The sequence below is a fragment of the Micromonospora sp. DT68 genome (assembly GCF_049847245.1).
In the GTDB taxonomy this organism is placed as follows: Bacteria; Actinomycetota; Actinomycetes; order Mycobacteriales; family Micromonosporaceae; genus Micromonospora; species Micromonospora profundi.
The window spans coordinates 67,254-90,603 of sequence record NZ_JBNCNZ010000016.1 but is presented as its reverse complement, the minus strand read 5'-3'; the positions used below and the strand labels follow the sequence as shown (position 1 = coordinate 90,603).

The 23,350-nt window shown below is 71.9% G+C and carries 22 protein-coding genes; 19 read left to right on the top strand and 3 right to left on the bottom strand.

The window, feature by feature from the left end:
• Nucleotides 1–82 precede the first annotated feature (82 nt).
• The 9 genes from ACPXB1_RS24635 (at nucleotide 83) to ACPXB1_RS24595 (ending at nucleotide 9,195) form a co-directional block, all read left to right on the top strand.
• Nucleotides 83–1,327, top strand: coding sequence for an O-antigen ligase family protein (locus ACPXB1_RS24635; protein ID WP_425735854.1), 1,245 nt, complete (start codon nucleotides 83–85; stop codon nucleotides 1,325–1,327).
• Complete coding sequence (locus tag ACPXB1_RS24630) at nucleotides 1,324–2,919, top strand: lipopolysaccharide biosynthesis protein (protein WP_355596670.1); 1,596 nt, start codon at nucleotides 1,324–1,326, stop codon at nucleotides 2,917–2,919. The genes ACPXB1_RS24635 and ACPXB1_RS24630 overlap by 4 nt, the downstream gene beginning before the upstream one ends.
• Before the next feature lie 8 nt (nucleotides 2,920–2,927).
• Entirely contained in the window at nucleotides 2,928–3,830 is a 903-nt protein-coding gene (locus ACPXB1_RS24625) for a sulfotransferase domain-containing protein (protein WP_355596672.1), read from the top strand.
• Nucleotides 3,827–5,089: a hypothetical protein gene (locus ACPXB1_RS24620; protein ID WP_355596674.1), complete on the top strand. Its 1,263-nt coding sequence runs from the start codon at nucleotides 3,827–3,829 to the stop codon at nucleotides 5,087–5,089. The genes ACPXB1_RS24625 and ACPXB1_RS24620 overlap by 4 nt, the downstream gene beginning before the upstream one ends.
• 214 nt (nucleotides 5,090–5,303) lie before the next feature.
• Nucleotides 5,304–5,783 carry a UDP-N-acetylglucosamine--LPS N-acetylglucosamine transferase gene (locus tag ACPXB1_RS24615; protein WP_355596676.1) on the top strand — a complete coding sequence of 160 codons (480 nt, stop codon included), beginning with the start codon at nucleotides 5,304–5,306 and terminating at the stop codon, nucleotides 5,781–5,783.
• Nucleotides 5,780–6,454, top strand: coding sequence for a glycosyltransferase (locus ACPXB1_RS24610; RefSeq protein ID WP_425735840.1), 675 nt, complete (start codon nucleotides 5,780–5,782; stop codon nucleotides 6,452–6,454). The genes ACPXB1_RS24615 and ACPXB1_RS24610 overlap by 4 nt, the downstream gene beginning before the upstream one ends.
• On the top strand, nucleotides 6,451–7,380 hold the full coding sequence (locus tag ACPXB1_RS24605; protein ID WP_355596678.1) for a glycosyltransferase family 2 protein: 930 nt from the start codon (nucleotides 6,451–6,453) through the stop codon (nucleotides 7,378–7,380). The genes ACPXB1_RS24610 and ACPXB1_RS24605 overlap by 4 nt, the downstream gene beginning before the upstream one ends.
• Before the next feature lie 133 nt (nucleotides 7,381–7,513).
• Nucleotides 7,514–8,692: a chorismate synthase gene (gene aroC / locus ACPXB1_RS24600; RefSeq protein ID WP_425735839.1), complete on the top strand. Its 1,179-nt coding sequence runs from the start codon at nucleotides 7,514–7,516 to the stop codon at nucleotides 8,690–8,692.
• Nucleotides 8,692–9,195, top strand: a complete 504-nt coding sequence (locus ACPXB1_RS24595; protein ID WP_355596682.1) for a shikimate kinase — start codon at nucleotides 8,692–8,694, stop codon at nucleotides 9,193–9,195. Before aroC ends, ACPXB1_RS24595 begins: the two co-directional genes overlap by 1 nt.
• A 5-nt stretch (nucleotides 9,196–9,200) precedes the next feature.
• Here the strand turns inward: ACPXB1_RS24595 and ACPXB1_RS24590 are convergent, their stop codons facing one another.
• Both ACPXB1_RS24590 and ACPXB1_RS24585 read right to left on the bottom strand, forming a co-directional pair.
• Complete coding sequence (locus tag ACPXB1_RS24590) at nucleotides 9,201–9,935, bottom strand: RICIN domain-containing protein (protein ID WP_425735838.1); 735 nt, start codon at nucleotides 9,933–9,935, stop codon at nucleotides 9,201–9,203.
• A gap of 178 nt (nucleotides 9,936–10,113) precedes the next feature.
• Nucleotides 10,114–10,842 (bottom strand): alpha/beta fold hydrolase, encoded by a 729-nt coding sequence (locus ACPXB1_RS24585; RefSeq protein WP_355629228.1) that lies wholly within the window; start codon nucleotides 10,840–10,842, stop codon nucleotides 10,114–10,116.
• A gap of 129 nt (nucleotides 10,843–10,971) precedes the next feature.
• Here ACPXB1_RS24585 and aroB point away from each other — a divergent pair, with 129 nt between their 5' ends.
• The 4 genes from aroB (at nucleotide 10,972) to nusB (ending at nucleotide 13,896) form a co-directional block, all read left to right on the top strand.
• The gene (aroB, locus tag ACPXB1_RS24580; protein ID WP_355596688.1) at nucleotides 10,972–12,051 is read left to right on the top strand and encodes a 3-dehydroquinate synthase; all 1,080 of its coding nucleotides are present in this window, start codon (nucleotides 10,972–10,974) and stop codon (nucleotides 12,049–12,051) included.
• The gene (aroQ, locus tag ACPXB1_RS24575; protein ID WP_355596690.1) at nucleotides 12,048–12,479 is read left to right on the top strand and encodes a type II 3-dehydroquinate dehydratase; all 432 of its coding nucleotides are present in this window, start codon (nucleotides 12,048–12,050) and stop codon (nucleotides 12,477–12,479) included. Before aroB ends, aroQ begins: the two co-directional genes overlap by 4 nt.
• Nucleotides 12,480–12,904: 425 nt before the next feature.
• Nucleotides 12,905–13,462: an elongation factor P gene (efp, locus tag ACPXB1_RS24570; RefSeq protein ID WP_053655444.1), complete on the top strand. Its 558-nt coding sequence runs from the start codon at nucleotides 12,905–12,907 to the stop codon at nucleotides 13,460–13,462.
• A 23-nt stretch (nucleotides 13,463–13,485) separates the two neighbouring features.
• Nucleotides 13,486–13,896 carry a transcription antitermination factor NusB gene (gene nusB, locus ACPXB1_RS24565; RefSeq protein WP_197281519.1) on the top strand — a complete coding sequence of 137 codons (411 nt, stop codon included), beginning with the start codon at nucleotides 13,486–13,488 and terminating at the stop codon, nucleotides 13,894–13,896.
• 63 nt (nucleotides 13,897–13,959) lie between these two features.
• On the opposite strand, the gene ACPXB1_RS24560 is transcribed toward nusB, so the two are convergent.
• On the bottom strand, nucleotides 13,960–14,448 hold the full coding sequence (locus tag ACPXB1_RS24560) for a transcriptional regulator BldD (protein ID WP_007458348.1): 489 nt from the start codon (nucleotides 14,446–14,448) through the stop codon (nucleotides 13,960–13,962).
• Between the two features lie 287 nt (nucleotides 14,449–14,735).
• Between ACPXB1_RS24560 and pyrR the strand changes: the two genes are divergently transcribed.
• The 6 genes from pyrR to ACPXB1_RS24530 are packed head-to-tail and all read left to right on the top strand — an operon-like array spanning nucleotide 14,736 to nucleotide 23,126.
• A complete protein-coding gene (gene pyrR / locus ACPXB1_RS24555) occupies nucleotides 14,736–15,320 on the top strand; it encodes a bifunctional pyr operon transcriptional regulator/uracil phosphoribosyltransferase PyrR (RefSeq protein ID WP_355596692.1) in 585 nt (194 codons plus the stop codon).
• Entirely contained in the window at nucleotides 15,317–16,243 is a 927-nt protein-coding gene (locus ACPXB1_RS24550; RefSeq protein WP_355629222.1) for an aspartate carbamoyltransferase catalytic subunit, read from the top strand. The genes pyrR and ACPXB1_RS24550 overlap by 4 nt, the downstream gene beginning before the upstream one ends.
• A complete protein-coding gene (locus tag ACPXB1_RS24545; RefSeq protein WP_355596696.1) occupies nucleotides 16,240–17,517 on the top strand; it encodes a dihydroorotase in 1,278 nt (425 codons plus the stop codon). Before ACPXB1_RS24550 ends, ACPXB1_RS24545 begins: the two co-directional genes overlap by 4 nt.
• Nucleotides 17,514–18,743: a glutamine-hydrolyzing carbamoyl-phosphate synthase small subunit gene (gene carA, locus ACPXB1_RS24540; RefSeq protein WP_355596698.1), complete on the top strand. Its 1,230-nt coding sequence runs from the start codon at nucleotides 17,514–17,516 to the stop codon at nucleotides 18,741–18,743. The genes ACPXB1_RS24545 and carA overlap by 4 nt, the downstream gene beginning before the upstream one ends.
• On the top strand, nucleotides 18,736–22,083 hold the full coding sequence (gene carB, locus ACPXB1_RS24535; RefSeq protein ID WP_355596700.1) for a carbamoyl-phosphate synthase large subunit: 3,348 nt from the start codon (nucleotides 18,736–18,738) through the stop codon (nucleotides 22,081–22,083). The genes carA and carB overlap by 8 nt, the downstream gene beginning before the upstream one ends.
• On the top strand, nucleotides 22,080–23,126 hold the full coding sequence (locus ACPXB1_RS24530; RefSeq protein ID WP_425735837.1) for a quinone-dependent dihydroorotate dehydrogenase: 1,047 nt from the start codon (nucleotides 22,080–22,082) through the stop codon (nucleotides 23,124–23,126). Before carB ends, ACPXB1_RS24530 begins: the two co-directional genes overlap by 4 nt.
• Nucleotides 23,127–23,350: the final 224 nt, after the last annotated feature.

Below are 23,350 nucleotides of genomic sequence, written 5' to 3'. Positions count from 1 at the left end.
GCCCGGAGGCGCCCCCTCCGCAGGCGCGCCCACCCCGCCGACCCCGCCCCCCGCCCAGCTGCCCCTGTGGCCGCTTGCCGTGATGTTCGGCCTGGTGCCGCTCTGGTGGCTGCTCGGGGCGTTCTACCTCGGCTGGCCGTTGCTTGGCGCGCTGCTGCTCGCGCTGCTGTTCACCCGGGGGCGGGTGCCGCTGCCGCCGGCCGCCGGAATCTGGCTGCTGTTCCTCGCCATCGTGGTGGTCAGCGCCACCCAACTGACGTCACCGGCCTCGCTGTTGACGTTCACCCTGCGGCTCGCCTTCTATCTGACCGCGCTCGTGGTCGGTGTCTACGTCTACGCCGCCGCACGGGAACGCGCCGACCTGGTGCCGGTGCTCATCCCGCTCTGCGCGTTCTGGTTCGCGCTCGTGGTGCTGGGCTGGCTCGGGGTGCTGGTGCCCCGACTGGAGATGACCACCCCGCTGGAGGTGCTGCTGCCCGGCGGGGTCGCCGGCACCCCGTTCATCCAGGACATGGTGCACCTCACCACAGCCGAATACAGCGTCCGCTCGCTCAACCCGATCTACCGCCCGGCCGCGCCGTTCGCGTACACGAACAACTACGGCAGCGCGTACGCCATGACCCTGCCCTGCGTGGTGGCGTTCACGATGCTGTGCCGGCGTGGGGTGCTGCGGTGGGCGCTGCTGGTGTCGCTGCCGCTGTCGCTGGCGCCGGCGTTCCTCACCCTCAACCGGGCGATGTTCCTCAGCCTCGGCGCCGGGCTGGCGGTGCTCGGAGTACGGGCCAGCCTGCGCGGCAACGTCCGGGTCGCCGCGTCCATCGTCGGCGTGGTGCTGATCGGGGCGCTGACCACGCTTGTCATCCCGATCACCGAACTCATCAGCCAGCGGGTCGACTCCAGCGACACCAACACCGACCGGTTCTCGCTCTACAGCGAGGTGATCCGCCGCGTGCAGGAGTCACCGTGGCTGGGCTACGGCGCTCCGGTGAACGTCGACACCGTCTCCGCCGCCGCGCCGATCGGCACCCAGGGTCAGCTGTGGATGGTGCTGTTCAGTCACGGCATTCCCGCGCTGATCTGTTTCCTGGCCTGGTTCGTGGCCGCCGCGGTGATCTGCGCGCGGGCGGCCTCACCGGCCGGGCAGTGGCTGGCCGCGGTGCCGGTGGTCTGCCTGGTGCAGATTCCGTTCTACGGCATGGCCAACCAGAACCTGGCGGTCGCGTTCTTCGCCGTCGCCTTCGCGATGGCGCTCGCCGAACGGGAACGGCTCACCGCGTCCGGCGGGTCGCAAACGCCGGCCGTCCGGCGTACGGCGGTGCCGGCATGACCGCCGCCACCCGGGGAGCGGTCGGCACCGACACGAGCGGCCCGTCCGACGCCGGTGCGGCGGAGACCCGGCGCAGCGCGCGCAGCGGCGTGGCCGGGCTGCTCGGCGCCGCGACCAGCGGACTGTTCGGCTTCGTGCTGGCAGTGGTCATCACCCGGGCGTACGGCACGGCCGGCTCGGGCGCTTTCTTCGCGGCGATCGGTGTCGTCACCGTTGCCACGGCGGTGTGCACGCTCGGTGCCGAGACCGGCCTCATGTGGGCCCTGCCGCGGCGTCGGATCGGCCGCCAGGGGGACGCCGCCCGGATGCTCCCGGTGGCGCTGCTCCCGCCGCTGCTCGTCGGGCTCCTGGTCGCCGTCGTCGGTGTGCTGGCCGCCGACGCGCTCGCACCCCGGCTGCTCCAGGGCTCCGGCGACGACGGCCGGGCGCTGCTCACTGTCACCTTCGCGGCGGTGCCGGTGGTGGTGGCCATGACGCTGCTGCTTGCCGCCCTGCGGTGCGTGCGACCCATCCGCGCGTACGTCGGTGTGCAGTTCCTGCTGCTGCCGGTGGCCCGCCCGGCGCTTGTCGGCGCCGCCGCGCTGGCCGGCGGCGGTCTGCTCGCTGGCATGACCGGCTGGCTGGTGCCGGCGGCGCTGGCGCTGCTGGCCTGCCTCACCCTGGTGGCCGGCCCGCTCGGGCTGGGCCGGGGCGCGGCGTTGCGGTCCAACCGCGCCGACTGGTCGACGTTCTGGCGCTTCGCGCTGCCTCGGGCCGCCTCGGCGGCCATCGACGCGGGCAGCATGTGGGTGGGCGTGCTGCTCACCTCGGTGCTGGCCGGGCCGGCGGACGCCGGCGTGTTCGGCGCTGTCGGCAGGTACGTGCTGGCTGGCCAACTGGCCATGCAGGGGCTCCGGGTGGCCGTGTCGCCGCAGTTGTCCCGGCTGCTCGGGCAGGGCGAGCGGGCCGCCGCGGCGGCAGTGCACAGGCAGTTGACCATCTGGGGTCTGGTGCTGTCCTGGCCGGTGTACCTGCTGCTGGCGGTGTTCGCGCTGGCCTTCCTGCAACTGTTCGGCCCGGAGTTCACCGCCGGGGTGCCGGCGATGACGGTGCTCGCGCTGGCGATGCTCGTGAACACCGGCGTGGGCAACGTGCAGAGCCTGCTGCTGATGGGTGGGCGCAGCGGGCTGCACCTGGTGTCCACCCTGGCCGGGCTGACGATGACCGTCACGTTGGGGTTCCTGCTGATCCCGGAGCACGGTGCGACAGGCGCGGCTCTGGCCTGGGCCGCCGGCATCACCACCGAGAACCTCAGCGCGGCAGGCTTCGCCCGGTCGGTGGTCCGGGAGCCGCTGTTCGACGGTGCGACGCTGCGCGCGGCGGCGGCCACTGTCGCCGGCGTGGGCCTGGCGTCCGGCGTCGGCGTGCTGGTCGGCGGGCGCGGCCTGCCCGGCGTCGCGGTGGCGTTGGGAGTTCTGCTCGCCGGCTGCGTCGGCTTGTTGACGTTGCCCCGGGTGCGCGCCGGCATTCGAGTGACCATGAGGCAGATCCGTGGGCGGGACGACGCGGCCACTGCCGCCGGGGCGACCCCGGCATCGACGAAAGGTAGGTGAGGTCCGTCGTGGCGTCCATCCGTGACCGGGTCAAGCAGTTGGTGCCGACCCAAGTGACCACCCGGGTGAAGGAATCCCTCGTCGACTACGGGGTCCGCACCAGTGATCGGCGGCCCCTGCCGGACTTCCTCATCATCGGCACCAAGCGGGGCGGCACCACCTCCCTGTGGAACTACCTCATCCAGCACCCCCTGGTTCCCCGGCTCTTTCCCGCGTGGAACACGAAGTCGGCGCACTACTTCGAGGAGCACTGGGGTCGCGGCGAGGCGTGGTACAGGTCGCACTTCCCCACCGAGCGGCACCGCGAGGCGCTCCAGCGGCGGCACGGCGGGCCGGTCCGCGTCGGTGAGGCGGCACCGCTGTACATGTTCCACCCGCTCGCCGCGCAGCGGGTGTCCGCGCTCATGCCGACGGTGAAGCTGATCGTGCTCCTGCGGGACCCGGTGGAGCGGGCATACTCGCACTGGAAGGAGCGCCGCACCCACGGCATCGAGCCGCTGGACTTCGCCGCCGCGCTGGCCGCCGAGCCGGAGCGGACGGCGGGGGAGCGGGAGCGGCTGATCGCCGAGCCGGAGTCGTTCAGCGAGGCGTACGACTGGTACACGTACCGGGCCCGGGGGCGCTACCTGGAGCACCTGGAGCCGTGGCTGGAGCGCTTCGACAGGTCGCAGATCCTCTTCCTGCCCAGCGAGGACCTGTACCGCGACGCCCGCGCCACCTACGGGCGCACACTCGACTTCCTCGGCCTGCCGCCGCACGACCTGCCGGACTTCAAGGTCTACAACGACAGGCGTTCCGCGCCGTTGGACCCCGCGGTGCGCGCCGAGCTGACCGAGTACTACCGGCCGTACAACGACGCGCTGCGCGAGCGGCTCGGGTTGGACCTCGACTGGGCGGACCGGGCGGCGTGACGACGGAGGTCGCCTCGGACACGGATCCCCGATCCCGGTCAGACGGACTGGGCTGGGTCAGTCGCGCGGTGTTCCCGGACGACAGGGTCGGCCTGACCGTGGGCGGAGACCTGCCGGCCGGTCACCGGGCCGTGGCCCGCTACGCGGTGGTGCCGTCGGTGGCCCGGGCACGGTTCCTGGTGCCGCTTGGCGCTCCCCGGGCCGGTGCGGCGTCGCTGCTGGCGTACAACGCGTTGCGTCCGCCGAAGGTGCGTGCGTTGCGGGCGGCGATCGGCGGGCTGGCCCGGTTCGGCGGCGCGGGCCTGGCGCCCTTTCCGACGCTCACCGTCTCGGTGCCGGCGGGCGTGCCTGCGGTCGACCTGCTGCTTACCGAGCGGCTCGCCGCCGATCTCGGCGGTACGCCGTTGCTGGCAGCCTTCGGTGTTCGTCCACCGGACCCGAACGGCAAGCCCACCCTGCAACTGTTCGACGCCGACGGTCGCCCGCGTGGCTACGCGAAGATCGGCTGGAACGACGCCACCCGGGCGCTTGTCACCGCCGAGGCGGCGGCGCTGCGGGACCTGCGCGCGGTGACCGGCGTGACCGACCACCCGACGCCGCCAGGGCTGCTCACCGAGACGGTGTGGGGCGACCACGTGGTCGCGGTGGTGGAGCCGTTGCCGCCCGACGTGCGCGGCGTACCTGTCGACGACCCGCCGCGGATCGCGGCCCTGCTCGCGGTGGCCCGCCGGGGCGCTCCGGCGGGGGCACCCCGACCGTTCGCCTCCTCGACGTTCCTCGACCGGCTGACCGCGCTTGCCGACAGGGCCGCCGTGGCCGAGCCGGCCGGCGCGCGGGCGGTCGCCGCAGTCGCCGCGCTGGCTCGCCGGCACCGTGACACCGCAGTGGAGTTCGGGCACTGGCACGGCGACTGGGTGCCGTGGAACCTGGGCCTGCACGCCGGCCGGCTGGTCGCGTGGGACTGGGAGCACAGCGCCCCGGACGTGCCGCTCGGTTTCGACCTGGCGCACGACGCGTTCCAGCGGTCACTGGTGCTGCGGGGGGAACCGGCCGCCGTGGCCGCTACCGCCGTTGACGAGCATCTGGACCGGCACGGTGAGCGGCTCGGCCTGAATCCGGGGCAGCGCCGGCTGGTGGCCGACGCGTACCTGGTGGAGATGTGGCTGCGGACGTGGCGGTTGGCCGACGCTGGCGCGGGTTGGAACGGCGCGCTGCATCCCGCACTGTTGGACGTCATCGAGAAACGACATACCTCCTGAACTGGGAAAACCGCTACGACGGGAATGTGTCATAGAGTGACGACGAACTAGCAGGTCGTGATGGATGTCGATGGGTCCAGGACGGACGGTGCACCCGGACGCCCCGGGTGGAGATCGTCACCTCGGCCGGTCGCGCTATTCAACGGCCGGCGAACCTGTGATCTGCTTCTGGCTGGTCCAAACCTGAATTCCAAGCGAACTTGTGGGGAGTCGCGTGGACGCGAACAACGACGGCGGCGAGCCGCCGGTGCTGCTGCTTGTGGGATCCAGCGGCGGACACCTGGCGCAACTGCTCGCCCTTGCGCCCTGGTACGAACAGTGGCGACGCTGCTGGGTCACCTTCGACACCCCGGAGGCGGTGTCGCTGCTGGCCGGGGAGGACCTGGTGCCCGCGCACCATCCGACCACCCGCAACGTGCCGAACCTGCTGCGCAACGCGCTGCTGGCCTGGCGGGTGCTACGCCGTAGGCGGGTCGCCGCCGTGGTCACCACAGGCGCCGGGGTCGCGGTGCCGTTCGTGGTGCTGGCCCGCCTGCGGCGCATCCCGACGGTCTACATCGAGGTGTACGACCGGATCGACACGCCGACGCTGACGGCCCGGCTCTGCCGCCCGTTCCTGTCCGCGATGCTCGTGCAGTGGGACGAGCAGCGCCGGCAGTACCCGGAGGCCACAGTCGTCGGGACGCTGCTGTGAACGGGGAGACCGGCACCGCACCGCGCCCGTACGCGGCCGGCACCTCGGAGCCGGCCCGGCTGCCCCGCCAGCGCGACACCAGGCAGAGCGCGCAGATCCGACTGCTTGTCGCGGTCGGCACCGACAAGCACCGCTTCGACCGGCTCGTCGACTGGCTGGCCCAGTGGCACGCGAAGGTCGACCGCCCGGTCGCACTGACCGTGCAGCACGGGCACACCGAGGCGCCGCAGCTGCCCGGAGCGGTGCCGTTCCTCGGCCACGACGACCTGCAACAGGCGATGGCCGACGCCGACCTGGTGGTCTGCCACGGCGGCCCGGCGACGATCCTGGAAGCCCGCCGGCACGGCCACCTGCCCATCGTGGTGCCCCGCGACCCTTTGCATGGTGAGCACGTCGACGACCACCAGCAGCTCTTCGCCCGCAGGCTCGGCGCGGCCGGCCTGGTGGCGCTCTGCGAGACCCGGGAGGCGCTGCACGACGCGCTCGACGCCGGGTACGCCGACCCGTCCCGCTACGCGGTGGCCGCCGACCCGGACGCGCACGAGGCGCGCCGGGCGGCGGTGTTCCGGGTGGGACAGATCGTGGAGGACCTGGTGGCCCGGTCGAACCGGCGCCGCCCCCGCTGGCGGACCTGGCCGCGTTCCGGCCGGGGTACGGAGGAGATTCGATGACCCGGCAGCCGACAGTGAGCGTCGTGGTGCCCACCCGGGACCGGCCCGAGCTGCTGCGCGCCGCGCTGGCGGCGATCCTCGCCCAGGAGTACGCGGGCGGTATCGAAGCGGTGGTCGTGTTCGACCAGTCCACGCCCGACGAGTCGCTGACCGAGCTGGCCGGGCTGACCGGTCCGGACCGTGCGGTGCGGGTGATCCGCAACGAGCGCACGCCGGGCCTCGCCGGCGCCCGCAACAGCGGCACCCTCGCCGCCGAAGGTGAGCTCGTCGCGTTCTGCGACGACGACGACGAGTGGCTGCCGGGCAAGTTGGCCGCCCAGGTCGACGCGTTGACCGCCGACCCGGCCGCCGAGTTCGTGTGCTGCGGCATCCGGGTCACCTACGACGGGCACACCGTCGACCGGGTGCTCGACAAGGACCGGATCACCCTTGACGACCTGCTACGGGACCGGATGACGGAGCTGCACCCGTCGACCTTCCTGATCCGCGCGGCAGCGCTGCGCGACGGGTTCGGCCTTGTCGACGAGGAGATCCCGGGCAGCTACGCCGAGGACTACGAGTTCCTGTTGCGGGCCGCCCGCAGCGCGCCGCTGCTCAACCTGCGTACCCCGTCGGTGCTCGTGCGCTGGCACAAGCGCTCGTACTTCGCCCAGCGCTGGGACACGATCTCCGAGGCGTTGCAGTGGCTGCTGCAGCGCTACCCGGAGTTCGCCACCCAGCCGGCCGGGGAGGCCCGCGTCGCCGGGCAGATCGCGTTCGCCCGGGCCGCCTCCGGCGACCGCCGGGGCGCGCTGCGCTGGGCGCGGCGCACCCTGCGTCGCAACCCCCGCGAGCCGCGCGCCTACCTGGCGCTCGCGGTCGCCGGTCGGGTGGTACGGGCCGACGCGGTGCTGCGCACCCTGCACAAGCGCGGCCGGGGCATCTGACCCACAGTCAGCGGTGGCCCGGGCTCCCACCGGGTCACCGCCGACGGCTGTCCCGACGTGTGCCGCCGTCCGTAGGGCGGGACGCGGCGGGCAGCGCACCGGGCCGGTGGCCGGGCGTGACAGACTGACCGCTGTGTTGCGCTGGTTGACTGCAGGTGAATCGCACGGTCCCGCCCTCGTCGCGTTGATGGAGGGGGTGCCGGCCGGCATCGAGGTGAGCACCACCGAGATCGCCGGTGAGCTGGCCCGTCGGCGGCTCGGCTACGGCCGGGGCGCCCGGATGTCGTTCGAGCAGGACGAGGTCGAGGTGCTCGGCGGGCTGCGGCACGGCGTCACACTGGGCAGCCCGGTGGCGATCCGGGTGGGCAACTCCGAGTGGCCGAAGTGGCGCACCGTGATGGCCGCCGACCCGGTCGACCCCGACGAGCTGGCCCGGCAGGCCCGCAACGCCCCGCTGACCCGTCCCCGGCCCGGTCACGCCGACCTGGCCGGCATGCAGAAGTACGGCCACACCGACGCCCGACCCATCCTGGAGCGGGCCAGCGCCCGGGAGACCGCCGCCCGGGTGGCCGTCGGCACTGTCGCCAAGGCGCTGATCCGGCAGGCACTCGGCGTCGAGATCGTCTCGCACGTCATCGAGCTGGGTCCGGTCGCCGCGAAGCCCGGGCTGCGCCCGAGCCCGCAGGACGCCGCCCGCATCGACGCCGACCCGCTGCGCTGCCTCGACCCGGAGGCCAGCGCCCTGATGGTCGCCGAGGTCGACGCCGCGAAGAAGGCCGCCGACACTCTCGGCGGTGTGGTCGAGGTGCTGGCGTACGGCGTGCCGCCGGGGCTGGGCAGTCACGTGCAGTGGGACCGCAAGCTCGACGCCCGGCTGGCCACCGCGCTCATGTCGATCCAGGCGATCAAGGGCGTGGAGATCGGCGACGGGTGGCAGCAGGCCCGCTCGCGCGGCTCCGAGGCACACGACGAGATCATCCCGTCGGCCACCGGTGTTCGCCGGGTCACCGACCGGGCCGGCGGTCTGGAGGGCGGCATCACCACCGGTGAACCGCTGCGGGTCCGCGCCGCCATGAAGCCGATCTCTTCGCTGAACCGCGCGCTGGCCACCGTGGACGTCACCACCGGTGAGCCGGCGACCGCCATCAACCAGCGTTCGGATGTCTGCGCGGTCCCGGCCGCGGCGGTCGTCGCCGAGGCGATGGTGGCCCTGGTGCTGGCCGAGGCCGCCACCGAGAAGTTCGGCGGTGACTCGGTCGCCGAGATCCGCCGCAACCTCGACAGCTACCTCGACGCGCTGGTCATCCGCTGATGGCGCCGGTCGTCGTGCTGGTCGGGGCGCCCGGCTGCGGCAAGACCACTGTCGGGCAGGCGCTCGCCGCCGTACTCGGTGTGGAGTTCCGGGACACCGACACCGACATCGAGCAGATGGCCGGCAAGCCCATCCCGGAGATCTTCATCGACGAGGGCGAGGAACACTTCCGTGCCCTGGAACGGGCCGCCGTCGCCGCCGCGTTGGCCGCGAGCCCGGGTGTGCTCGCCCTAGGTGGCGGCGCGGTGCTGGCCGAGGAGACCCGCGCCGCCCTGATCGGGCATCGGGTCGTGCACCTCTCGGTCGAGTTGCCCGACGCCGTGAAACGGGTCGGGCTCGGCGCGGGCCGACCACTGTTGGCGATCAACCCGCGCGCCACCCTCAAGCACCTGATGGACCAGCGCCGCCCGCTCTACGCCGAGGTGGCCACCGAGACGGTCGTCACCGACGGCCGTACCCCGGCGGAGATCGCTGCCGAGATCGCCGCGCTGCTGCCGCGCTGACCCGGTCAGCCGCCGGCGGGGCGCCGGGCGGGGCCGTTGTCGACGAGTCGGAAGGTGCTGCGCAGGGGTGCGTCGCCGACTTCTTCGAGGATGATGCCCCTGCTGGGGGAGTGTTGGAGGTACGCCGACCTGTTGCTGATGGCGTATGCGCCCTTGCCGCTGGCGGTGATCGTGAAGCGTTGCGCCGGGTTGTCGGGGTCGCAGACGGCTCCCTCGATTGTCAGCGGGCGCGCGTTGCCGGGGTTGTCGACCTGCCAGCAGGCTGGTTCGTCGTTGGCGGGGTGGCCGTCGGCCCGGCCGTATGCCTTGATGAGGTAGGTGTCGCCGCCGAGCGGGGTGGGGACGAACAGTTGGCGACCGCTGTCGTCGTCGACTTCCATGAGTTGTCCGTCGAGGGCGATGCCACCCTCGGGTGACTGCACCCGCACGATGGTGACCTCCCGCGTGCCGGACAGCACGCGGTCGGTCGAACCGGCCGGAGTACGCGGACTCGGCGTGACCGACGGCGGGCTGGCCGACGGCGGGCTGGCCGACGGCGGGCTGGACGACGGCGGGCTGGACGACGGCGGGCTGGCCGACGCAGGGCTGGACGACGCCGGAACCGTCGCGGACGCGGTCGCGGTCGCCGAGGCCGGCCCGCTGGAGGCGACAGGAGTCGCGGTCGGATCGGACTGGCACGCCACCAGCGCACCGCCGCACACCATGAGCACCGCGCCGGTGGCCCACTTCACCTTGGACATGCCAACTCCTCACCTGCCGCCCCGCGGCTGGCCGCCGGGCAGTCCCCATGGACGCCACGTCGGCACTTCTCGCCGACGCGCCCCCAACACGCCTGCCCTCGCCCGCCGGTTTCACCGGGTTGGCAGGAATCTCGGACGGAAGCTGGGCCTGTTCAGGTCATGGCGGCAGCCGGGCCCGTCAGTCGCGGGCGGCGGCGTCGAGCGCGTCGGCCAGGGCCTTCGGTTCGCTGAGCATCGGCCAGTGCCCGGTGGGCACCTCGAACAGCCGACCCCCGGCCAGCCCGGTGAAGAACGGGTGCCCCTGGTCGATCATGTCGCGGACCACTGTGAGCGGGAAGGTGCTGGCGACCAGGGCGGTCGGCACCGGACGGCCGCCGGTGCGACGGACCGGGTCGGTGGCGGTGCGCAGCGGCTGCGGGGTGGCGCGGGCGCGTAGCAGGGCCAACGTCGGGTCATCAAGCCCGGCCAGGTTGGTCGGGTCGGCCGCCGGATCCCAGGCCGGCGGAGGCAGCAGGTGCCCGGTGCCGATGAGAGCCCGCAGGCGCTGCTGCTCCTCCGGCGGCACCGTGTCGAACTGCGCCGTGCCGTCGGGCAGCGGCCCACTCTCCACGTAGACCACCCGGGCGATGCGGTCCGGGATGCGGTCCGCCGCCTGGGCGACCGGCATCCCGCCGCCGGAGTGGCCGACAAGCACCACGTCGCGCAGCGCCTCGACCTCGATCAGCCGGACGATGTCGGTGGTGTGCGTGTCCAGGGTGACGTCCGGCCCGGCGAGGTGGTCACGCTCGGCCAGCCCGGTCAGCGTCATCGGGTAGACCTCGTGCCCCTGCGCGCGCAGCGCCCCGGTCACGTCCCGCCACGCCCAGGCGCCCAGCCAGAACCCCGGCACCAGCACGAACGTCGCCATCTGTCGCTCCTTCACTCGGTCGTCGAGCCGACCCTACGGCCGAGCACCGACAGTCCTGTCCGGTTTCACGCAGTGGGCGCCGCCGTCTCCCGACGCCGCCGCGCCACGCGCTCGACTAGGCTGCCGGCGATGGACGACGTGACCCGGATCCCGGTCGGCGGCGAGCGGCCGTACGACGTGCTGGTCGGCCGCGACCTGCTGGACGCCCTGCCCGGCCTGCTGCCCGGCGCGACCCGGGCGGCGGTGCTGCACACGCCCCCGCTCAAGACCCTCGCCGACGCGCTCGGCGAACGGTTGCGCGCGGCCGGGATCGAGCCGCTGCCGATCGAGGTGCCCGACGCCGAGTCGGGCAAGCAGATCGACGTGGCCGCTGCCTGCTGGGACCGGCTGGGCGCGGCTGGCTTCACGCGTACCGACGCGGTGGTCGGGGTGGGTGGCGGCGCGGTGACCGACCTGGCCGGCTTCGTCGCGGCCTGCTGGCTGCGCGGTGTGCGCTGGGTGCCGGTGGCGACCTCGCTGCTGGGCATGGTGGACGCCGCAGTGGGCGGCAAGACCGGAATCAACACCGCCGCCGGCAAGAACCTGGTGGGCGCGTTCCACCCGCCGGTCGGGGTGTTGGCCGACCTGGCCACCCTGGACAGCCTTCCCGCCGTCGACCTGGCGGCCGGGCTGGCCGAGGTGGTCAAGTGCGGCTTCATCGCCGATCCGGTGATCCTCGACCTGGTCGAGCGCGACCCGGCCGCGGCCACCGACCCGCGCGGGCCGGTGGCCCGGGAGCTGATCGAGCGGGCCATCCGGGTCAAGGCCGACGTGGTCGCCGGCGACCTGCGCGAGTCCGGCCTGCGGGAGGTCCTCAACTACGGCCACACCCTCGCGCACGCGATTGAGCAGAACGAGGGCTACCGCTGGCGGCACGGCCATGCCGTCTCCGTCGGCCTGGTGTACGCCGCCGCGCTGGCCCGCCTCGCCGGCCGCCTGGACGCGCCGACCGCAGACCGACACCGCCGCACCCTTGTCGCGATCGGCCTGCCGGTGAGCTACCCGGCCGACGCCTGGCCACGACTGCTGGCCACGATGCGGGTGGACAAGAAGGCCCGGGGCAGCAAGCTGCGTTTCGTGGTGCTGGACGGGCTGGCCCGCCCCGCGATGCTTGAGGGGCCGGACGACGCGCTGCTCGAAGCGGCCTACCGCGAGGTATGCGCGTCGTGAAGGTCTACGTGTTGAACGGGCCGAACCTGGGCCGGCTGGGCACCCGGGAACCGGCGGTCTACGGCTCGACCAGCTACGCCGACCTGGTGGCGCTCTGCGAGGCGACCGGTCGGGAGTTGGGGCTGGACGTGACGGTCCGCCAGACCGACGCGGAGCACGAACTGTTGGGCTGGCTGCACGCCGCCGCCGACGAGAGCGCGGCGGTGGTGCTCAACCCGGCCGCCTGGTCGCACTACTCGTACGCGGTACGCGACGCCTGCGCGATGCTGCGCGGGCCGCTTGTCGAGGTGCACCTGTCAAACATCCACGCCCGCGAGGAGTTCCGGCACCACTCGGTGGTCTCCGCAGTGGCGACCGGGGTGATCTGCGGTCTCGGCATCGACGGCTACCGCCTCGCCCTGCACCACCTCGCCACCCGCACCTCCTGACGGCGGCAAGGGCGGGCCGCCGCAGCTTTCGCCTTCTCGGCTCACCCACTGTGACACCGCTCCCAGGCGCGGGCCGTCACCCTCGGTTGCCGCATCCCTGCCGCACGTCGGCGGCACCTTCCATGCTCGCGTCCTTTGCTCTGCTTCAACCACCGCAACACAAGCATTGAGCTGCGCATACCCGGTGCCGCTGTCGTCCGGCCCTGCCCTGCCGCTTTTACGGAGGGTGACTGTTGCGTGGGTTGAAGCAGAGCAAAGGGCCCGGGGAGGGTGGGGACGGCCACGACCCGCAAATGACGTTCCGTCACTGTCGTCGGAATGCCGGCCGCGCGGCGGGACGGGCGGCCGACCACGGCGGGTAACGCGTCACAGCGCAGCTTGTAGACTTGCCAGGTCTGTCCGCCAATTGATGATCAAGGCAGGAAATGGCCTCTACCAACGACCTCAAGAACGGCCTGGTACTCAACCTTGACGGCGAGCTCTGGTCCGTCGTCGAGTTCCAGCACGTCAAGCCCGGTAAGGGTGGTGCCTTCGTGCGCACCACGCTGAAGAACGTGCTGTCCGGGAAGGTGGTCGACAAGACCTTCAACGCGGGCACCAAGGTCGAGACCGCGACCGTGGACAAGCGCACGATGCAGTATCTGTACGCCGACGGCGAGGACTACGTCTTCATGGATCTGGAGACCTTCGACCAGATCACCGTTCCCGGCGGCACCGTCGGGGAGGCAGCCAACTACCTGCTGCCCGAGGCGGAGGCGACAGTCGCCACCCACGAGGGTGTGCCGCTCTACATCGAGCTGCCCACCAGCGTCGTGCTCGAGGTCACGTACACCGAGCCGGGTCTGCAGGGCGACCGGTCGACCGGCGGTAACAAGCCGGCGACCGTCGAGACCGGCGCCACAGTGCCGGTCCCGCTGTTCATCACCACCGGTGAGAAGATCAAGGTCGACACCCGCGACGGCCGTTACCTCGGCCGCGCCTGATGGCTGAGGGTCCCAAGCAGCAGATGCCGGCGCGCCGCAAGGCGCGCAAGCGGGCGCTGGATGTCCTCTACGAGGCCGACCTGCGGGACCGGCCGCCCGTGGAGGTGCTGGCCGGCTATCTCCAGCGCATCGAACAGCCCCGCCCGGAGCACCTGGGTTACGCGGTGGGCCTGATCGAGGGGGTCGCCGAACACCTCAACCGGATCGACGAGCTGATTGCCAGCTACGCCGAGGGCTGGACCCTGGACCGGATGCCGGTGGTAGACCGCAACCTGGCCCGGGTCGCCGTCTACGAGCTGCTCTACGTCGACGAGATCGACGACGCGGTGGCGATCAGCGAGGCTGTGGAGCTGGCCCGGCAGATGTCCACCGACGATTCGCCGCGCTTCCTCAACGGTCTGCTCGGCCGCATCGCCGAGTACGCCACCCGCTGAGGTCAGGCACCACCGAAAAGGCCCGTGCCGGATGGCACGGGCCTTTTCGGGTGGAGCGACAGCTCAGGAGGCGAAGAACGCCCGCGGGTCGGCGACCAGCACACCGTGCTCGGTGAGCCGCTCGATCAGCCCGGACGGCGAGGCGTCGTAGACGATCGCGAGCGCGCGCAGGTCGTCGGCGCGGATGGAGAGCACCCGACCGTTGTAGTCACCACGCTGCTGCTGGATGGCGCGGGCGTAGCGGGCGACGTAGGCCAGGTCCTCGGAGGCTTCGTCGTAGAGCCGCTCCAGGTCCAGGACGATCTTGCTGGTGGGCTCGTGACGGACACCACTGCCGTCGGGCAGCAGCTCCGAGACGGGGACACGGTAGAACTCGGCCAGCTCGGCCAGACGGGAAACCGTCACGGCGCGGTCGCCACGCTCGTACGAGCCGACCACCACGGCCTTCCACCGCCCGTTCGACTTCTCCTCCACACCCTGCAGGGACAGACCCTGCTGTTGGCGGATGGAGCGCAGGCGGGCGCCCAGAGATTTGGCGTATTCAGAGGGCATTCGGACACTCCCAGTGCTGCTCGGGGTTCTCCCGTCGATCGCTACGGAGCGTGACGGTACGGGGAATGGGACACGTGGTCAAGTGGTCGTGACCCTACCGTTGAGGGCCACCGGGGGAGTTATCCCCATTCGTCGGCCTGATCCGGTGGTCAGCAGCCGCCGTCCATCGGCCGGGTGACCACTGGTAACGTGGCGTGAAGCCCCGGTCCGGGTCTGTACGCGGTCCGACCGGAGTTGCCCGACATCCTTTAACGACCCGTCCCGTGAGGCGGGGAAGGAGGTCTGCCGTGGCGTACCCACCGGCTGCCCGCTCGTCACCACCACGACAACCCTCGGTGAAGGTCATCCTCGACAGCGCCGACGTGCAGCGCGTGGTCGACCGCATCGCGCACCAGATCCTGGAGAAGACCCAGGGCGCCGCCGACACCGTGCTGCTGGGGATTCCCACGCGCGGCACGCCACTCGCGCGACGGCTCGCGGCCCGCATCAGCACCTTCGAGGCCGTCGACATCCCGGTCGGTGTGCTCGACATCACGCTCTACCGCGACGACCTGCGCCGCCATGCCACCCGCGCGGTCGGCCCCACCCAGGTGCCCACCGGCGGCATCGACGGCAAGCGGGTCATCCTCGTCGACGACGTGCTGTTCTCCGGCCGCACGGTCCGGGCCGCGCTCGACGCGCTCAACGACGTCGGCCGGCCGGCGTCGGTGCAGCTCGCGGTCCTTGTCGACCGGGGCCACCGGGAGCTGCCGATCCGCGCCGACTACGTCGGCAAGAACATCCCGACCTCGCTCGCCGAGAGCGTGAAGGTCACGCTCGCCGAGACCGACGGTGTCGACGAGGTCAAGTTGTACGGAGGGGCAACCGCATGATCAAGCATCTGCTCTCCGGCGCGGACCTGGACGCCGACACCGCCACCGAGATCCTGGACACCGCCGCCGAGATGGCAACTGTCGCCGGCCGCGAGATCAAGAAGCTGCCCGCGCTGCGCGGCCGTACTGTCGTGAACCTCTTCTACGAGGACTCCACACGTACCCGGATCTCGTTCGAGGCGGCGGCGAAGCGGCTCAGCGCCGACGTGATCAACTTTTCCGCGAAGGGTTCCAGCGTCGCCAAGGGCGAGAGCCTGAAGGACACCGCGCTGACCCTTCAGGCGATGGGCGCCGACGCGGTGGTCGTGCGGCACCCCGCCTCGGGCGCCCCGCACCGCCTTGCGAACTGGGTGGACGGCTCGGTGGTGAACGCTGGCGACGGCACCCACGAGCACCCCACACAGGCGCTGCTCGACGCGTACACGATGCGGGCCCGGCTGGGTCGGCTCGCCGGCCTGTCGGTCGCCGTGGTCGGGGACGTGCTGCACTCCCGGGTCGCCCGCTCGAACGTCCTGCTGCTGTCCACCCTCGGTGCGAAGGTGACCCTCGTCGGCCCGCCGACGCTCATCCCGGTCGACATCGCCGGGGCCCTCGCACCCGGCACCGACGTCTCCTACGACCTCGACTCGGTGCTGCCCGACATCGACGTGGTGATGATGCTGCGGGTGCAGCGGGAGCGGATGAAGGACTCCTACTTCCCGTCCGCCCGCGAGTACGCCCGCCGCTACGGGCTGGACGGGCCCCGCATGCGCCGGCTGCCGGAGCACGCCATCGTCATGCACCCCGGCCCGATGAACCGGGGGATGGAGATCACCCCCGAGGTGGCCGACTCACCCCGCTCCACGATCGTCGAACAGGTCACCAACGGGGTCTCCGTGCGGATGGCCGTCCTGTACCTGCTGCTCGGAGGGAACAACCGGTGACCGCGTACCTCATCACCAGCGTGAGCGTCGTCGGCGCCGCGCCGACGGACCTGCTGATCCGCGACGGCGTCGTCGCCGAGGTCGGAGCGGGATTGTCCGCGCCGGACGCGACGGTCATCGACGGCACCGGGCTTGTCGCCCTGCCCGGCCTTGTCGACCTGCACACCCACCTGCGCGAGCCGGGTCGGGAGGACGCCGAGACCGTCGAGTCCGGCTCCCGGGCTGCGGCGCTGGGCGGCTACACGGCGGTCTGCGCGATGGCCAACACCTCTCCGGTGGCCGACACCGCGGGCGTGGTCGAGCAGGTGTGGCGGCTCGGCCGCGAGGCCGGGCTGGTCGACGTGCAGCCCGTCGGCGCGGTGACCGTCGGCCTGGCCGGCGAACGCCTCGCCGAGTTGGGCGCGATGGCCGACTCGGCGGCGCAGGTGCGGATCTTCTCCGACGACGGGCACTGCGTGGCCGACCCGCTGCTGATGCGCCGGGCACTGGAGTACGTCAAGGCGTTCGACGGGGTCATCGCCCAGCACGCCGAGGAGCCCCGGCTCACCGAGGGCGCCCAGATGCACGAGGGTGAGGTCTCCACCCGGCTCGGGCTGATCGGCTGGCCGGCGGTCGCCGAGGAGGCGATCATCGCCCGGGACGTGCTGCTCGCCGAGCACGTGGGCAGCCGCCTGCACGTCTGCCACGTCTCCACCGCCGGCAGCGTCGAGGTGCTGCGTCAGGCGAAGGCCCGTGGGGTACGCGTCACCGCCGAGGTCACCCCGCACCACCTGCTGCTCACCGACGAGCGCGCGGAGAGCTACGACCCGGTCTTCAAGGTCAACCCGCCGCTGCGGACCGCTTCGGACATCGCCGCGCTGCGCGCCGCGCTCGCCGAAGGCGTCATCGACATCATCGCCACCGACCACGCCCCGCACGCCGTGGAGGACAAGGAGTGCGAGTGGGCGTACGCCCGGCCGGGAATGCTCGGTCTGGAGACGGCCCTGTCCATCGCGCTCGACGTGCTCGGCCCCGAGTGGGACCTGATCGCCGAGCGGATGTCCCGCACGCCGGCCCGGATCGCCGGGCTGACCGGGCACGGCGTCGACCCGGCACCCGGTGTACCGGCCAACCTGACCCTCGTCGACCCGGCCGTCCGCCGCACCATCGAGCCGGCGGAGCTGGCCAGTCGCAGTCGCAACACCCCGTACGCCCGCATGACGCTGCCTGGTCGCATCGTGGCGACCTTCCTGCGTGGCGAGCCGACGGTTCTGGACGGAAAGGCTGTCAAGTGAGCAAGCGCAGGCCCGCGATTCTCGTACTCGAGGACGGGCGCATCTTCCACGGCGAGGCGTACGGCAGTGTCGGGGAGACCTTCGGCGAGGCCGTCTTCAACACCGGCATGACCGGCTACCAGGAGACCCTCACCGACCCGTCCTATCACCGGCAGGTCGTCGTGCAGACCGCGCCGCACATCGGCAACACCGGCGTCAACGGCGAGGACGACGAGTCCGACCGGATCTGGGTGGCCGGGTACGTGGTGCGCGACCCGGCCCGCATCGGTTCGAGCTGGCGGGCCACCGGCAGTCTGGAGGACCGGCTCGCCACCGAGGGTGTGGTGGGCATCAGCGGGGTGGACACCCGGGCGCTGACCCGGCACCTGCGTGAGCGGGGCGCCATGCGGGTGGGCATCTCCAGCATCGACACGGACCCGCAGAGCCTGCTGGCCCGGGTCCTCGCGTCACCGCAGATGGTCGGCGCGGACCTCTCCGCCGAGGTGACCACCGCCAAGCCGTACGTCGTCGAGGCGATCGGCGAGCGGCGGTTCACCGTCGCGGCGCTGGACCTGGGCATCAAGCGCAACGTGCCGCGGCGGCTGGCCGAGCGTGGGGTGACCACCCACGTGCTGCCGGCCTCGTCGAGCATCGAGGACCTGCTCGCCACCGGCGCGGACGCGGTGTTCTTCTCGCCCGGCCCGGGTGACCCGGCGACCGCCGACGGGCCGGTGGCGCTGGCCCGGGAGGTGTTGACCCGCCGCATCCCGCTGTTCGGCATCTGCTTCGGCAGCCAGATCCTCGGCCGGGCGTTGGGCTTCGGGACCTACAAGCTGGGCTACGGCCACCGTGGCATCAACCAGCCGGTGCTCGACCGGGTCACCGGCAAGGTGGAGGTGACAAGCCACAACCACGGTTTCGCGGTGCAGGTGCCGGGCGCCGGGCAGGGGGCGGTGGTCCCCGACCAGGTGATCCAGACCGAGTTCGGTGGTGTTCAGGTGTCGCACGTCTGCCTCAATGACAACGTGGTCGAGGGGCTGCGGGCCGTGGACGTACCCGCGTTCACCGTGCAGTACCACCCGGAGGCGGCGGCCGGTCCACACGACGCGGACTATCTCTTCGACCGTTTCGCCGAGTTGATCGAGGGCGCTGGCGTCCTCGACCGGCAGACCGGCGAGGGCGCTGACGCGCTCGACCGGCAGCACAGTGAAGGCCCGAACCACAGCGAGGGGCGCAGCAATGCCTAAGCGGAGCGATCTCAAGCACATCCTGGTGATCGGCTCCGGGCCGATCGTCATCGGGCAGGCCTGCGAGTTCGACTACTCCGGCACCCAGGCGTGTCGGGTGCTGCGCAGTGAGGGGATCCGGGTCAGCCTGGTCAACTCCAACCCGGCGACGATCATGACCGACCCGGAGTTCGCCGACGCCACGTACGTCGAGCCGATCACCCCGGAGTTCGTGGAACTGGTCATCGCCAAGGAGCGCCCGGACGCGATCCTGGCGACCCTCGGTGGGCAGACCGCGCTGAACACGGCTGTCGCCCTGCACTCCAACGGCGTCCTGGAGAAGTACGGCGTCGAGTTGATCGGCGCGAACATCGACGCCATCAACCGGGGCGAGGACCGCCAGTTGTTCAAGGAGATCGTCGCGAAGGCCGGTGTCCGGCTCGGCGTCGACGACCCGGCCGCGCTGGTGCCCCGCTCCCGGGTCTGCCACTCGATGGAAGAGGTCGAGGAGACCGTCGCCGAGCTTGGGCTGCCGGTGGTGATCCGGCCGTCGTTCACAATGGGCGGTCTGGGCTCGGGCATGGCGCACACCCCGGAGGACCTGGCCCGCATCGCCGGTGACGGCTTGGCCGCCAGCCCGGTGCACGAGGTGCTCATCGAGGAGAGCGTGCTCGGCTGGAAGGAGTACGAGCTCGAACTGATGCGCGACCGGCACGACAACGTGGTGGTGGTCTGCTCGATCGAGAACATCGACCCGATGGGCGTGCACACCGGCGACAGCGTCACAGTGGCACCGGCCATGACGCTCACCGACCGGGAGTACCAGCGGCTGCGTGACCTGGGCATCGCGGTGCTGCGCGAGGTCGGTGTGGACACCGGTGGCTGCAACATCCAGTTCGCGGTCAACCCTGTCGACGGCCGCATCGTCGTGATCGAGATGAACCCGCGGGTGTCCCGGTCGTCGGCGCTGGCGTCCAAGGCGACGGGCTTCCCGATCGCCAAGATCGCCGCGAAGCTGGCCATCGGCTACACCCTCGACGAGATCCCCAACGACATCACGTTGAAGACTCCGGCGGCGTTCGAGCCGACCCTGGACTACGTGGTGGTGAAGATCCCCCGGTTCGCGTTCGAGAAGTTCCCCGGCGCGGACCCGGAGCTGACCACCACGATGAAGTCGGTGGGCGAGGCGATGAGCCTGGGCCGCAACTTCTCCGAGGCGCTCAACAAGGCGATGCGGTCGATGGAAACCAAGTCATCTGGTTTCTGGACCACTCCGGACCCGGAGGGCGTCACCCTGGCCGACACCCTGGCCGCGTTGCGCATCCCGCACGACGGCCGGCTGTACACCGTCGAGCGCGCGCTGCGCCTCGGCGCGTCGATCGCCGAGGTCAGCGCCGCGTCCGGTGGCATCGACCCGTGGTTCCTGGACCAGATCGTCGCCCTTATCGAGCTGCGGGCGGAGATCGTGGACGCCCCGGTGCTCGACGCCGACCTGCTGCGCCGCGCCAAGCGGGCCGGCCTGTCCGACCGGCAGTTGGCCGCGCTGCGCCCGGAACTGGCCGCCGAGGACGGCGTCCGCACCCTGCGGCACCGCCTCGACGTACGCCCGGTCTACAAGACCGTGGACACCTGCGCTGCCGAGTTCGAGGCGACCACGCCGTATCACTACTCGACGTACGACTCGGAGACCGAGGTCGTGCCGTCGGACCGGCCGAAGGTGCTGATCCTGGGCTCCGGCCCGAACCGGATCGGGCAGGGCATCGAGTTCGACTACTCGTGCGTGCACGCCGTGCAGGCGCTGCGGTCGGCCGGCTACGAGACCGTCATGGTCAACTGCAACCCGGAGACCGTCTCCACCGACTACGACACCGCCGACCGGCTCTACTTCGAGCCGCTGACCTTCGAGGACGTCCTGGAGGTCTGGCACGCCGAGGACTCCTCGGGCCGGGCGGCCGGCGGGCCGGGCGTGGTCGGGGTGGTCGTGCAGCTCGGCGGGCAGACCCCGCTGGGGTTGGCGCAGCGACTCAAGAACGCCGGTGTGCCGGTGGTCGGCACTTCCCCGGAGTCGATCCACCTTGCCGAGGAGCGGGGCGCCTTCGGCCTCGTACTGGCCCGCGCGGGGCTGCGTGCGCCGGCGCACGGCATGGCCACGTCCTACGACGAGGCCAAGGGGATCGCCGACGAGATCGGCTACCCGGTGCTGGTCCGGCCGTCGTACGTGCTGGGCGGGCGTGGCATGGAGATCGTCTACGACGACCCGACGCTGCGCGACTACATCGGTCGGGCCACCGACATCTCCCCGGACCACCCGGTGCTCGTCGACAGGTTCCTCGACGACGCCATCGAGATCGACGTGGACGCGCTGTGCGACGCCGACGGTGAGGTCTACATCGGCGGCGTGATGGAGCACATCGAGGAGGCCGGCATCCATTCCGGTGACTCGTCGTGCGCGCTGCCGCCGATCACCCTCGCCGGGTCGCACCTGGCCGAGGTCCGCCGCTACACCGAGGCCATCGCCCGTGGCGTTGGCGTCCGGGGCCTGCTCAACGTGCAGTACGCGCTCAAGGACGACGTGCTCTACGTCCTGGAGGCCAACCCGCGCGCCTCGCGGACGGTTCCGTTCGTCTCGAAGGCGACGGCCGTGCCGCTGGCCAAGGCGGCGGCCCGCATCGCGCTCGGCGCGAGCATCGCCGAGCTGCGCGCCGAGGGAATGCTCCCGGCGACCGGTGACGGCGGCACGATGCCCGCCGACGCGCCGATCGCGGTCAAGGAGGCGGTGCTGCCGTTCAAGCGTTTCCGGACCCGCGCCGGCAAGGGGATCGACTCGCTGCTCGGGCCGGAGATGAAGTCCACCGGCGAGGTGATGGGCATCGACACCAACTTCGGGCACGCGTTCGCCAAGAGCCAGTCAGCCGCGTACGGCTCGCTGCCGACCGCCGGGAAGATCTTCGTCTCGGTCGCCAACCGGGACAAGCGCGGCATGATCTTCCCGATCAAGCGGCTCGCCGATCTGGGCTTCGAGATCGTGGCGACCGCCGGCACTGCCGAGGTGTTGCGCCGGCACGGCATCGCCTGCGAGCAGGTCCGTAAGCACTACCAGGCCGGTGAGGGCGACGACGCGGTGTCGCTGATCCTCGGTGGCCACGTGGCCCTGGTGATCAACACGCCCCAGGGCTCAGGTGCCAGCGCCCGTTCCGACGGCTACGAGATCCGCAGCGCCGCCGTCACCGGTGACATCCCCTGCATCACCACGGTCCCCGGCGCTGCCGCCGCGGTGATGGGCATCGAGGCGCGGATCCGCGGCGACATGCAGGTACGCCCCCTGCAGGACCTGCACGCCACCCTGCGGGCCGCCCAGTGACGCTGTTCGAGCGGGCGGTACGGCCCTGGCTGTTCCGGCTCGGCGGTGGCGACGCGGAGGCCGCGCACGAGTGGACGCTGCGGCGGCTGGCCGCGCTGTCCCGGCGGCCCGCCGCGCTCGCTGCCCTGCGCACCCGGTACGCGGTGAACGCGCCGCGCACGGTCTTCGGAGTCCGGTTCCCGAACCCGGTCGGGCTGGCCGCCGGCATGGACAAGGACGGCGCGGCGCTGGCGGCCTGGCCGGCGCTCGGCTTCGGCTTCGTCGAGGTGGGCACTGTCACCGCACATGCGCAGCCGGGTAATCCCCGGCCCCGCCTGTTCCGGTTGCCGGCCAGCGAGGCGGTGGTCAACCGGATGGGCTTCAACAACGCCGGTGCCGCCGCGTTGGCCGCCCGGCTGGCCGCGCTGCCGCGCCCGATCGGTGTGCCGTTGGGCATCTCGCTCGGCAAGTCCAAGGTGACGCCGCTCGACGAGGCTGTCGAGGACTACCTCACCTCGTACCGTGCGCTGCGCGGGCACGGCGACTACTTCGCCGTGAACGTCTCCTCGCCGAACACGCCGGGCCTGCGCTCGTTGCAGGACCGTACGCACCTGGACGCGCTGCTCGCCGCCCTGGTGGGGGAGAAGCCGGTGCTGGTCAAGATCGCCCCTGATCTGACCGAGGCGGCCATCGCCGAACTGCTGGAGGTCTGCCTGGCCCGGGGTGCGGCAGGGGTGATCGCCACCAACACCACGCTCGGCCGTGACGGGCTTGCCTCGACGGACGCGCAGCGCGGCGCGGAGACCGGCGGGCTCTCCGGCCGTCCACTGACCGGTCGGGCCCGGGAGGTGGTCGCCTTCGTCCACCGGGAGACCGGTGGCCGGCTGCCGATCATCGGGGTCGGCGGAGTGCTGGACCCGGACGACGCCGCTCGCATGTTCGACGCCGGAGCCGCCCTGGTGCAGCTCTACACAGGCTTCATCTACCGGGGTCCCGCCCTGGTCCGGGCCGTCGCCCGCGCGAAGGCCACCACGGGAGCACCTGACCCGGTCGCCGGCCGGTGACCGCAGGGGCGGTCGAGCCGACTGCGGCCTCCGTTTCCGGTGGCCTGGTCGTGCGTCGTGCCGCCCCGGCTCTGGTGTCGGTTGGCGTGGTCGTGCGCCCTGCCGCGCCGGCCGCTGACCTGTCCCCGCGTCCTTTGCTCTGCTTCAACCCACGCAACGGCCAACGTCCGGTATCCGGACACCGGGTGTTGCGTCGGGTGAAGCAGAGCAAAGGACGCGCACAA